At 49.3% G+C, this 11,952-nt stretch carries 14 protein-coding genes; 4 read left to right on the top strand and 10 right to left on the bottom strand.

Features of this window, described 5'->3' with window-relative positions:
- Positions 1–183: 183 nt before the first annotated feature.
- Positions 184–1,050: a LysR family transcriptional regulator gene (locus AC2D8L_RS13800; protein WP_484686054.1), complete on the bottom strand. Its 867-nt coding sequence runs from the start codon at positions 1,048–1,050 to the stop codon at positions 184–186.
- A 114-nt stretch (positions 1,051–1,164) separates the two neighbouring features.
- On the opposite strand from AC2D8L_RS13800, the gene AC2D8L_RS13795 reads away from it, so the two are divergent.
- A complete protein-coding gene (locus AC2D8L_RS13795) occupies positions 1,165–1,530 on the top strand; it encodes a DoxX family protein (protein ID WP_484686053.1) in 366 nt (121 codons plus the stop codon).
- Positions 1,531–1,585: 55 nt separating this feature from the next.
- Here the strand turns inward: AC2D8L_RS13795 and maiA are convergent, their stop codons facing one another.
- Genes maiA through hmgA form a run of 3 tightly spaced genes read right to left on the bottom strand, consistent with a single transcriptional unit; the run spans position 1,586 to position 4,582 of the window.
- Positions 1,586–2,227 (bottom strand): maleylacetoacetate isomerase, encoded by a 642-nt coding sequence (maiA, locus tag AC2D8L_RS13790; protein ID WP_484686052.1) that lies wholly within the window; start codon positions 2,225–2,227, stop codon positions 1,586–1,588.
- Between the two features lie 18 nt (positions 2,228–2,245).
- Positions 2,246–3,259, bottom strand: coding sequence for a fumarylacetoacetate hydrolase family protein (locus AC2D8L_RS13785; RefSeq protein WP_484686051.1), 1,014 nt, complete (start codon positions 3,257–3,259; stop codon positions 2,246–2,248).
- A gap of 3 nt (positions 3,260–3,262) precedes the next feature.
- A complete protein-coding gene (gene hmgA / locus AC2D8L_RS13780; protein WP_484686050.1) occupies positions 3,263–4,582 on the bottom strand; it encodes a homogentisate 1,2-dioxygenase in 1,320 nt (439 codons plus the stop codon).
- A 97-nt stretch (positions 4,583–4,679) separates the two neighbouring features.
- On the opposite strand from hmgA, the gene AC2D8L_RS13775 reads away from it, so the two are divergent.
- Together AC2D8L_RS13775 and AC2D8L_RS13770 are read left to right on the top strand one after the other, a co-directional pair.
- Entirely contained in the window at positions 4,680–5,138 is a 459-nt protein-coding gene (locus AC2D8L_RS13775; protein WP_484686049.1) for a MarR family winged helix-turn-helix transcriptional regulator, read from the top strand.
- 118 nt (positions 5,139–5,256) lie between these two features.
- Entirely contained in the window at positions 5,257–6,615 is a 1,359-nt protein-coding gene (locus AC2D8L_RS13770; RefSeq protein ID WP_484686048.1) for a phosphohexomutase domain-containing protein, read from the top strand.
- A 51-nt stretch (positions 6,616–6,666) separates the two neighbouring features.
- On the opposite strand, the gene AC2D8L_RS13765 is transcribed toward AC2D8L_RS13770, so the two are convergent.
- Entirely contained in the window at positions 6,667–7,617 is a 951-nt protein-coding gene (locus tag AC2D8L_RS13765; RefSeq protein WP_484686047.1) for an oxidoreductase, read from the bottom strand.
- A 70-nt stretch (positions 7,618–7,687) separates the two neighbouring features.
- A complete protein-coding gene (locus tag AC2D8L_RS13760) occupies positions 7,688–8,317 on the bottom strand; it encodes a TetR/AcrR family transcriptional regulator (protein WP_484686046.1) in 630 nt (209 codons plus the stop codon).
- A 185-nt stretch (positions 8,318–8,502) separates the two neighbouring features.
- Between AC2D8L_RS13760 and AC2D8L_RS13755 the strand changes: the two genes are divergently transcribed.
- Complete coding sequence (locus AC2D8L_RS13755; RefSeq protein ID WP_484686045.1) at positions 8,503–8,853, top strand: nuclear transport factor 2 family protein; 351 nt, start codon at positions 8,503–8,505, stop codon at positions 8,851–8,853.
- On the opposite strand, the gene AC2D8L_RS13750 is transcribed toward AC2D8L_RS13755, so the two are convergent.
- The 4 genes from AC2D8L_RS13750 to AC2D8L_RS13735 all read right to left on the bottom strand — a co-directional run bounded on the left by AC2D8L_RS13750 (position 8,850) and on the right by AC2D8L_RS13735 (position 11,920).
- The gene (locus tag AC2D8L_RS13750) at positions 8,850–9,470 is read right to left on the bottom strand and encodes a GyrI-like domain-containing protein (protein WP_484686044.1); all 621 of its coding nucleotides are present in this window, start codon (positions 9,468–9,470) and stop codon (positions 8,850–8,852) included. The two genes, AC2D8L_RS13755 and AC2D8L_RS13750, sit on opposite strands and share 4 nt — an antisense overlap.
- A 1-nt stretch (position 9,471) precedes the next feature.
- Positions 9,472–10,023 (bottom strand): PadR family transcriptional regulator, encoded by a 552-nt coding sequence (locus AC2D8L_RS13745; RefSeq protein ID WP_484686043.1) that lies wholly within the window; start codon positions 10,021–10,023, stop codon positions 9,472–9,474.
- A gap of 86 nt (positions 10,024–10,109) precedes the next feature.
- Positions 10,110–10,301: a DUF2783 domain-containing protein gene (locus tag AC2D8L_RS13740; protein WP_484686042.1), complete on the bottom strand. Its 192-nt coding sequence runs from the start codon at positions 10,299–10,301 to the stop codon at positions 10,110–10,112.
- A gap of 8 nt (positions 10,302–10,309) precedes the next feature.
- A complete protein-coding gene (locus AC2D8L_RS13735; protein WP_484686041.1) occupies positions 10,310–11,920 on the bottom strand; it encodes an FAD-dependent oxidoreductase in 1,611 nt (536 codons plus the stop codon).
- Positions 11,921–11,952: the final 32 nt, after the last annotated feature.

The following is an 11,952-nucleotide window of genomic DNA, read 5'->3' as shown; positions in this document are numbered from 1 at the left end:
TTTTCGGATTTACACCACCCTCATCCTGAGCTTGTCGAAGGATAAAACCACAATGCTCCTTATCCATTGCTCGCCCTTCGACAAGCTCAGGGTGAGGCTAACTATGAGGCAGCCCAACTGCCGTAGCCCTCTGTTCGATCTGCATCAATCGCCGATCACCAACTTATCGGAGTATAAGCCACCTCAAGGTCTGAGCGCCTTTATATGTGCCAACATCTCTTGTACCTTTTCAGTGTGATGCAAATCGACATGTGTGACCAACCAAAGCGGGATATCCCAATCCTCATTGCGCGGCAAAACCGCACGAACATCATCACGCCCTGCAACCTCAAACTCGGTTAGAATGCCTAGGCCCAGTCCCGCCATAATCGCTTCGCGCGCAACAACTGGATCTTCAGTGGCAACGGCAACTTTTAGCCCCGACGTTTGCTCTGAAGAGTTCCTCCAAACTTGCATATAGTCGTTTTGGCTTGGCGGTCGGAGAAACTGATCAATCTCCAAGTCTTTTACGCCATTGGTTGTGCCGCCATTTGAAAAGTAACTATCGTGAGCATAAAGGTTTAGGGAGACATATCCAAAGCTCTGAACGACATAGTCCGGGTGCTCAGGTTTTCGCCCAGCCCGCAGAGCAATATGCGCTTCGCCATATTCGAGGCGCTGCAACCCTTCAGACGAAACGATCGTAACCTGACAAATTGGGTTTCTTGCGCGAAAGTTCGCAATCGGCGGCATCAACATATTGGTAAATGTTGGGATCGCGGTGATTTTAATCTCACCTTCATGCGATCCGTCGCGCGCCATGGCGCGACCGAGTAAATCATTGAAGAGCTCATCCGTTTTTCGAGCAACTTTGAGAAGTTCTTCCCCGAGCTCCGTTAAGGTGTAGCCTTTGAGGTTTCGGATAAATATCGGCGCACCGAGTTCCTCTTCAAGCGCATCAATATGACGATTAACGGTGGCACGATGCACACCAAGTGTTCGCGCTGCAGCACTTACTGTGCCAAGTTTGGCCACCTGATAAGCGGTTCGAAGCTCCGACCAACGCTCCATAAGACACCTGCTCTTTTTTCGCGCACTCAATGTTGAAATTAGCGCATTGAATTACTTTTCTGCAGCATACATGTTGGTGAGCAACAATCACAACAGTTATTTGGGATGAATGAAATGACTTATCTATCTATCGGACTACGCGCACTCCTCACACTTGTATTTGTTGCTGCCGGAGGCGCCAAACTAGCAGGCGTTGAAGCAATGGTGGAAGGTTTTGATACCATTGGGTTTGGCCAATGGTTTCGATATATGACCGGTACAATTGAAATCGTAGGCGCAGCGCTTCTTTGGTGGCCGAACCGTCAGGTGATCGGTGCCTCAGTTCTTGGCGGCACCATGGTCGGTGCTACATTTGCGAATGTGTTCGCTATGAATGCATCGCCGGTACTAGCGATCGTACTCGGCTTGATGTGTACAGCCATTCTTTACCTGCACCGCGAGCAAATTTCTACGATCCTTGGTCGACCAACAACAGCTTAACTCGCACCGAATTCAGAGCTGATCTCAAAGTGATGCCTAGCCGCTTGGTCGGGCATTACTTTGGCTCAAAATTATCCGGATGCGCAGCCTGGAATGCGGGCAAGGCGTTGCAATTCTCTTCAATCACCAAGATGCGTTCCAAGTGCGAAATGTCCATTTCCCAGCGTCGGGCATTGTAGAGCTGCGGCATCAGGCATGTGTCGGCCATTGTTGGTGCATCGCCGAAAGAAAATTTGCTTTCCATTTGGTGGCTCAGCATACCTTCATAGGCTTCAAGGCCTTGGCCGATAAAGTGATGGAACCAACCTTTACGGATTTTATCGCCATCATCGCCCAATGCCATCGCATATTTCACGACACCCAAATTGCACACCGGGTGAATATCCATGGCAATTGCGTGGGAAAGTGCCCGCACCCGTTGGCGGTCAACGGCATCGCCGGGCACTAGGCCTGCTTCGGGGTGTTTTTCGGCCAAATATTCGATAATCGCGAGGGATTGGGTGAACAACATGCCATCCAGCTCAATGGTTGGCACCAAGCCTTGCGGGTTGAGGGACTTATATGACTCCCCTTTATGCGCACCTTCAAGCAAATTGACGGTGACGGCCTCATACTCAATGCCACAAAGATCTAAAGCGATCCGCACACGGTAGGACGCGGATGAGCGCCAATAGTCATAAAGCACAGGCTTTGTCATATTCGCGCCCCGATCCACCTATCCGAATTTGACGATTTCTTGGTCAATAGCGCCAAAGATTGTGGACCCATCATCATTGAGCATTTCAATACGCACTTGATCACCGAATTTCATAAATTCAGTTTTCGGCGCACCATCATTGATCGTCTCAATCATGCGGATTTCAGCAATGCAAGAATAGCCTAAACCACCATCACGGACAGGCTTGCCCGGTGTGCCGTCGCTATCCTTGTTTGATACTGTGCCCGAGCCAATAATCGCGCCAGCTCCAATGTGCCGTGTTTTGGCTGCATGGGAAACGAGTTTGGGGAAATTAAAGGTCATGTCGACGCCGGCATTCGCCTTGCCAAATGCATCTCCATTATAGTGCACCAACATGTCCCGATGCACTTTGCCGCCTGCCCAATGCTCACCCAATTCGTCCGGCGTTATTGCCACTGGGGCAAAGGCCGTTGCGCCTTTTGATTGGAAAAAGCCAAAGCCTTTTGCAAGCTCGCCCGGGATCAATGCGCGATAGCTCACATCGTTGAGCAGCACGATCAATTTGATCTTGTCTGCGGCGTCTTCTGTCGAAATGCCCATGGGCAAATCATCACAAATCACGCCGATTTCGGCTTCCATGTCGATGCCCCAACTCTCAGAGCCAACATCAACATCCTGGTTACAGCCAAGCATCGCATCTGGCGCACCCATATACATTAATGGGTCTTCCCAAAAACTGGCGGGCATTTCAGCCCCACGCGCTTTGCGCACAAGTTCCACATGGTTGACATAGGCAGACCCATCTGCCCACTGGCTTGGGTTCGGCAGCGGCGCCATGGCTTTGCTCACATCAAACGCTTCGCCGACGCTTGCATCGCCATTGATTTTATCAGAACGCGCCTGCAATCCAGCCTCAACCATGGACCAATTATCAATCGCGTCCCGCATGGTGTTTGCCACATCGCTCGCTGAAACATAGCGCTTCAAATCGGTGCTAACGACAACAAGTTCGCCATAGCGCGAACCATTTGAAAGAGTTGCAAGTTTCATAAATCAGTCCCAATTTCCTTCAGGGGTGCCATCAAAGTGGCTTTTTAGATCGGCCCAGCAATCGATATAATCTGTCTGTTGTGTTTCTAGCGTCGCCGCATATTCAGTCAAGAGCTGAGGGAAACGCGTTTCAAACATAAAGGCCATTGTGTCCTTAAGTTTGTGCGGCTTCAACTCATTTGTTGACGCTTTGTAAAAGCCGCCAGAATCGGGACCGTGGGGCAACATCATATTGTGCAAGCTCATGCCGCCGGGCACAAAGCCCTCTTCTTTCGCGTCATACTGCCCATGGATCAGCCCCATAAATTCAGACATAATATTGCGATGATACCATGGCGGGCGGAACGTATGCTCTGCCACCAACCAGCGCGGCGGGAAAATCACAAAATCAATGTTCGCCGTGCCGTCTTCGCCCGACGGCGCGGTCAACACCGTAAAGATCGACGGATCAGGATGATCAAACAGAATTGAGCCAACAGGCGAATAGGTCGCCAAATCATATTTATACGGCGTGTAATTGCCGTGCCACGCAACCACATCCAAGGGAGAATGCGGAATTTGCGTTTCGTAAAACTTGCCACACCACTTTACGATCACTCGGCACGGCGTGTCTTTTTCTTCGAATGCGGCAACAGGTGTTTTGAAATCACGCGGATTGGCGAGACAGTTTGCGCCGATTGGTCCCCGGTCTGGCAGCGTAAATTTCGCGCCATAATTCTCGCACATATAACCCCGACATGGGCCTTCAACGCTCACTTTGAAAACCATGCCACGGGGGATGACAACGATCTCGCCCGGGGCGACATCGAACTTGCCCATCTCGGTAAAGATGTGAAGGCTGCCCATTTCTGGCACCAGCAATAGTTCTGCATCCGCGTTGAAAAAATGATCGTCTTCCATCGACGCGTTAAACGCGTAGACGTGGCTGGCCATGCCAACTTGGGTGAAAACATCACCGGCTGTGGTTATGGTTTTAACGCCAGCCAAGAAATCCGTCCTTTCTTCTGGCATGGGCACCGGATCCCAGCGCGTTTGCCCAATTGGCATTTCGCCGTCCATTTGGTGTGGGGCGGTTTTCCACATTGGCAAATCAAATGGTTTGAACCGCGTCGTATGCCGAACGCTGGGGCGAATGCGGTAAAGCCATGACCGCTCATTCGTGCCGCGTGGCGCGGTAAATGGCGAACCAGACAATTGTTCTGCATATAGGCCATAGGCGCATTTTTGCGGACTATTTTGCCCCTGAGGCAGCGCGCCCGGCAATGCCTCAGTTTCAAAATCATTGCCGAAACCCGGCATGTAATCGAGATCGTTTTTGCTCATAAGAACACCGTTGGACCCTATCTATTTTTTCCAAAGGCAAAATTGTGGTTGCACATGTAACCATCCATTATGTAACTATCAAACAGGGGAGAGCAAAATGAACGATCAAAAACCTAATCCAGTTGACATTCTAGCGCTGGAAAAATTCCTGCCCTATCGACTGAATAGAGCAGCAGAACGCGTTAGCCAACGCTTCGCACAGGAATATAAGCGGCGGTATGGTCTGACGAGACCCGAATGGCGAACATTTGCGACCATTGGCCAATTTGGCGTCATCACCGCCAGAGAGATCTGCGACCATTCACCAATGCATAAAACCAAGGTATCGCGTGCGGTTTTCTCTCTCGAGAAACGCCGATGGGTCAAACGCACACAAGACCCACAAGACCGGCGCTTGGAGCATCTTGAACTCACCACAGTTGGCCAAACCGCCTATAAAGATTTGGTGAATACAGCCAAGATGTTTGAGACAAGTTTCACTGAATCAATAGGTGACGCTGACGCGCAGCTTCTCTTAAAGGCGCTTGATGCAATTGAACGGCGATTTTCAGACTAGGCCCAACATTGCATGACGAGCCTTTTTGCCCTATTTGGCACCTAAACTATTTGGCCTTTATGTTCGAATAACCAAATCGTGCATAAAACAACAGCGCAAGAAAACAAAGCGAGTGGAAATGTCGAATTCTCCTTTTAAGGCCTATGACGTTCGTGGCCTCATTCCTGATCAAATCAATGTGCCGTTTGCCTATCGATTTGGCCAAGCTGTTGCCCATCACCTCAACGCCAAAACCATCGTGGTTGGCCATGATATGCGCCTAGATAGCGCACCATTCGCCAGCGCGATTATTCAAGGCCTATTGGATAGCGGCGTAAATGTTTTGCCTGTCGGACAATGCGGCACCGAGGAAGTCTATTTCCACACCGACAATAGCGGCGCGGATGGCGGGCTAATGGTGACGGCCAGTCACAACCCACAAAACTATAATGGCATCAAAATGGTGTTAAAGGGCGCACAAGCGGCGACCCGTGACAACGCGCTAAAGCCACTGGAAGACGCCGTGATGAGCGATATCGTTTTCAAAAATGTTCCGTATGAAAATCGCGGCAAAATGCTGGCTACTCTTGATCGCTCCAAATATGTTGCACGACTTTTAGATCAAGTAAAAGACGCCGACCTGAAACCACTCAAAATTGTTTGCCATGCAGGCAACGGTTGCGCGGGTGCAGTGATCGACGCGTTGGAAGAACATTTGCCCTTCACCTTCATCAAGATTGATCACGAGGCTGACGGCAATTTACCAAACGGCATTCCCAATCCGCTTCTGCCTGACAAACGGGCGAAAGCTGCGAACGCTGTGAAGGAACATGGTGCGGATTTGGGCATTGCATGGGACGGGGATTTTGATCGCTGTTTCTTCTATGACCATACCGGTGAATTCGTGGAAGGCTACTATTTGGTTGGCCTAATTGCGCAGACATTGCTGCGCTCAAACCCTGGCGGCAAAATCATCTATGACCCACGCCTGACCTGGAACACAGTCGATGTGGTGGAAGCCGCTGGCGGAATTCCAATGGTTTCGCGCACCGGTCACGCCTTCTTCAAGCAGATCATGCGCGAAGAAAAAGCCATATATGGTGGCGAAATGAGTGCCCATCACTATTTCGACGATTTCAGTTTTTGCGATACGGGCATGTTGCCATGGTTGGCCATCGTCTCGGAGATTTCTGCAAGCGGCAAAACGCTGAAGGAAATGGTGCAAGAGCGGATTGAAAAATTCCCGTGTTCCGGTGAGATCAACTTTACGGTCAATGATGCGCCAAAAATCATCGCTAACATTGAAGCAACCTATGCGCCCAACGCGCTCAAAGTTGAACATATTGATGGCTTAAGCGTTGAATATGACGATTGGCGCTTCAACGTGCGCTCGTCAAACACCGAACCGCTGTTGCGTGTCAATGTGGAAACGCGTGGCGACAAGGCTTTGGTTGGTCAAAAAGTTGGAGAACTTACAAAACTGATTGAAGCAGAGTAATTGGTCAAACGCGCGGCGCACATGCACCGCGCGTTCAGGTTCATCGATATCCTAGATAGACCATTTCACCTTGGTCAATTCTTCAGAAACATCCCACAATTTTGCGGCAGCTTCCATGTCTTTGCCATGTGGTGCAATGGGCGATATGCCGACCGCGCCACCAAGCCCGCCCCGTTTTACTGGGCCATAAAATGTCGCTGGCTTTGCTTCTGGGTCTGTTGATGCCAGCACCAAAGACTTTGCACCGTGAATTGGTGGGTGCGAGAAGAAACGACCAAACACAACCATCATCCATTTTTCAAGACCACCCGGCCCCGTGCGTTGCAAATTCGTGTCCGCGTAGCCAGGGTGAACAACATAGGCGTTTACCTTGCTATTCGCAGCCTGCAATCGACGCTGCAGCTCCTGGATGAACAACATATTGGCCAATTTGCTTTGGCCATAGCTGACCATGGATGTGTAGCCCTCTTCAAAATTCAGATCTTCAAAATTGATCCGCTTCAGGCCCCAGTTATGGGCGATCGAAGAGACGGCGATAATGCGGCCGTCAGCTTTTTCAACCAATGGGAAAAGCATCTGTGCAAACACAAAGTGTCCAAGATGATTCACGCCAAATTGGGTTTCAAAACCGTCTTTGGTCAGCGTTCGCGTTGGGATCATCATTAATCCCGCATTGTTCAACAAGATATCCAACTTCTCATGTTGAGCAAGATATTGCTCAGCAGCTTTGCGAACGCTGGATAGGTCCGAGAGGTCCATTAAGACATAGTCGACCTTACCGGTCGGGCCAGCCTCTGTCGCAATGTCTGCAACCGCCGCTTTCGCTTTTTCTTCATTGCGGCAGAAAATAGTGACATGAGCATTTTTTGACACGAATTTCTTCGCCGCTTCAAAGCCGATGCCCGAGTTTCCGCCGGTGACAATAGCTGTCTTGCCGGTGAGGTCTGGCATCCGATCATAATCCCAACCATGTGAGCCAAAAGGCAATTCATAATCTGGCATGTTTTCTCCAATTCAATGATTGATTAGTCAGTCACAATCAAGACGATAAAGACTGACTGGTGTCCTTGATTTACGTTTGATGCAAACTGATGCCGCGCCAAAAAACCATAAACCCGGCTTCTAGATGCGTACCAATTTCGGTGTCAGTTAGATTTTCGTGTTGCAGCAAATATTCAACAGTTGCTTGGCCCTGCCTAGACATTATTTCGACGATTAATTCGGTGGCGAGCGGTTGCAATTGACCGCTATCTACGCCCTCTTTTAGTAAGCTCATAAACTCAGCATAATCACTGCCAACCGCATCAAGATCATATTTCGAAATACGTTCAGAAACTTTAATTTGCTCCAATAGGTGGAACCGCTCGCAATGAAGCATCACCCAGCGCAAGCCATTGTGCCAAAACGAATTCAACTGTTCGCGCAAACCAGCGTTCGGGTTAAATCCAACCGTCGCGGCCAAAAGCATTTCCCGTTTCAGATAAATCAAAATCTCAGAGATGAGTTCTTCTTTTGACGCGAAATAATTGAACAAAGTCCCAGTTGCAACGCCAGCATGTTTAGCCACGGATGCGGTTGAAGTATTCCAAAAACCCTGCCGCCCAAACAGATCAATCGCTGCTTCAATCAACAGGTCTCGTTTTGTTGGCTCTGCCTTTTCGCCAAGTGCTGTTTCGCCATGTGCGGTTTGAACATTTATCACAAGCAGTTTCCGTAAGAATTCACAAATTGATGTCCCGCTAAGGCACTCAATTGCAAGTAAACATTTCCGTCATTTCAATTCCGATTTTGTGTATTTAGGCACAAATGACTGATTAGTCAATCACGAAGCCAAATCTTTTCATCTGCATCTGGTTTATTCACCTGCTTTGAGTGATAAATAGGATTATGACTGATTCAATTTCACAAATTCTGCGTCAAAAAGAAGAAGCACTTTTGCATCCAAACAATCGTGCCGATGCGGATTTTCTAACGCGCAGCCTTGCGCCAGATTTTATCGAAATTGGGGCCTCTGGGCGACGGTTTACGCTTGCCGATATTATCGCACATTTGGCTAAGGCACCCGGATTTGACGGCGCTCGCACGATTGAAGACTTTTCCGCAACGAATTTGGAAGGTAGCACTTGGATCGTCCACTATCGCATTCGAGAAAGTCGGACCCAACGAACATCCATTTGGCAGAAAACGGACGATCATTGGGTCATGAGATTTCATCAGGGGACGGTTGAAAGGACTTAACTGTCGACCCGTTTCACCGGCTGGCGAAGGACCGTTTTACGCTTTTCAGGCGCGACCCGCTTTGGATCATTGAGATAAATCTCGTGATAATAGCCCGCAGCTTCCAACCCGTTTTGGGGTAGATATTCTTGATAAAGACGGTCAAGGGTTGGCCGAACTTCTTCATTGGGGCCGATATGCATAATTTGCACCACTTCACCCCCTTCAAACCATTCAAACCGTAAATTTTTTGGCGCTTCTGCCTTCAGCTTTTTAGCCGCTTCGGCGAGTGCTGCGTCAAACTGGGTTTGTTCAAGCCAGTGCGGCAGGTGGATCATCAAGCGCCACTTAAACTTGTCGCGATTGCCCGCCACTAGGTCACCCATATCGTCCGCCCACCACAATGTTTCCAGAGGCGCTTCAACAAAATCCTTGCCCATTTTTTCTCGCCCCAAACGCCGGATGGGTTGTACCGCTGCAAACAACCATTTCAAGGCAGCTTGATAGGATTCGCCCGTTGGGTCGCCAGCGCCGTCAATCATGGCGAAAGGCAAGTTGGGCACGATTACGCTCGAAAAGTCAGTTGCTTCAGGCAAATACAATTCCTTCAACTTTTCTTTCCAATCAATCTCTTTCATTCTATTTTCCTTCAAGTTCAATTCGATTTTCGAAATAGAGATATGTTCTGTCGAGCCAAATTTGTTCAGCAGCTAATTGAGCTTCAGAATAATCAAACATGGCATCCACATAGTCGGGCAAAGGTTGGCGCTTAAACCGTTCGCCCTCTAAGCGGGAAATTTCTGCCGTCAGCTTTTTCTTTCTGAGGGCTAAAGCCTTAAGCGCTGCAGGTTTAGGCAAAAACGGCCAATGTAACATGCCCAACATCAAACCAGACTGACCTGGCGCGATAACTTCCAATGCGTGTAAAGACTGGGCGATCAGCAATTGTTGACCCTCAGCTGTAAGCCTAAACAGCTTCTTGGCCTTCGCGCCCTTTGGTTTTGCCGCTTTCACAAGTTCGCGTTTTTCGAGTTTGCCCAGCACGAAATAAATTGAAGAAAACCCAATTGAGGTCCAATTTCGCATGCCGCGCTCCTCAATTATTTGCTCAAGTTCATACCCATGACGCGGCATTTCCGCTGTTAGTCCAAGCAGCAACAATTCAGCATCTGTGAGGTTTTTCCGATCCATATTCTAGTACTAGAATAGATTCGCGAATTGAGTCAAGTTTGATGCGTGCGACGCAACAAAACTATCTCCTCAAATCGTTTATTTGACTATCTTCCGGGAGCGCTCGCGATAGAAATTGCTTCGCGTAAAACATCTCGGTCACCAATATGGTTGGCAAGCAGCAAGATCAGCCGTGCATTGATATCCGCACTTTGCTCTGTCGTTTTGCCGTCGTGCAACGCCAGAAGTTCCGCGTAAAAATCATCAGCACCGGTAATATTTGGTTTTGTGTTCAGCATCTGCTTCCTCACCCTCGCCCGATTGCTTTGAGCAACGCGTTTTTGACTTTCTCAGCGTCATATGTCGCCCACCGCGCTGCCACATGCTGGTCCGGGCGCATCAGATAGATCGCCGATTTTTCATCGCCCAAATACCTTTCTTTAAATGCACTATCTGGCAATTTGGACGTGTCGATTGAATGGATTTCAACCTCAACATTTTCAACGAACTTTATTGGATCAACCTGCGCGTTTATCGCCAACAATTGGAACTTATTACCCAATTTGTCACCAAGCCACTGGTCACCAATCGGTGCATCAACAAATGGCGCGCCCGGGCGGGTACGCGTTGGCAAGTTAGCATCATCCGCGCCATTAAGCGGCGAACCATCATAAACAGCAGGCACCGATAAACGACCCGAATTGACCAATGGACGCGCAAAGTCATAATGCTCGGCCAAGTCTAAAACCGCGTTGCGGAATGAACGGCTCACATCAGATTTTGGGGTGATGAAATCAGTGGATCGGGTTGAGTTGAGAATGTTTTCATTCGCACCATAAACCCGTTCCCAATCATAACTATCGAGCAGGTTTTCTGGCGCGACACCGTCCATCACGAGTTTGAGTTTCCAACAAAGATTGTCCGTATCCTGCAGGCCTGAATTCGCGCCACGTGCGCCAAAAGGCGAAACTTGGTGCGCCGCGTCGCCGGCAAACAAAACATGTCCATGCCGGAACTTTTCCATCCGACGACATTGGAACGTGTAAATCGAGACCCACTCGAGTTCAAACTTCGCATCTTCCCCCAACATCGCCTTCAGACGGGGGATGACATTTTCCGGCTTTTTCTCTTCCGCTTTGTCGATGTCCCAACCCAGCTGCAAATCAATGCGCCAAACATTGTCCGGCTGAGAATGCAACAAAGCCGACTGCCCGCGATTAAACGGGGGATCAAACCAAAACCAACGTTCCACAGGAAAGTCAGCTTCCATAATGACATCAGCAATCAGAAAGTTATCTTCAAAGACCCGCCCATCAAAATCTAGATTGAGCATTTGACGAACTGGAGAACCCGCACCGTCGCAGACAATCAACCAGTCCGTTTCAAGCTGATAAGGGCCATCCGGCGTTTCAATTGATACGCGTGCGCAATCCGCTTTTTGCTCAACATCAACGACCTTGTTCAATCCGCGTATTTCAATCACTTTGCCTTGGCGCTGCAGCTCGAAGGCACGTTCCACCAGATATTGCTCAAAATAATATTGCTGCAAATTGATGAACGCTGGCCGCTTATGGCCATCCTCTGGCAACAGATCAAAGTCATAGACCTGCCGTTCATCAAAGAAGACTTTGCCCAAATTCCAGATCACACCCTTGTCGACGAACTCGTCGCCGCACCCTAAACGATCCAATATTTCCAGGGGCCGCTTGGCATAGCAAACAGCGCGCGAACCCCAACTCACCTTGTCATTGTCATCGATCACAACAACCGGCACATCTTGCATGGCAAGGTCGATCGCGGCACCCAAGCCGATTGGCCCTGCACCAATCACAATTACCGGATGCCGGACAGTTTGCTCAGCATCCTGATCCGCTGACCGTTTGTAGGGGTACAGCGGTGTTTCGAAAATCTTGGTCATTCTTACTCCTCAAAGAATGATTGCGTCTCAGC

Source organism: Maritalea sp. YIW29, assembly GCF_057219265.1.
The sequence above is the reverse complement of the archived record's forward strand: the minus strand, read 5'-3'. Positions and strand labels throughout refer to the sequence as shown.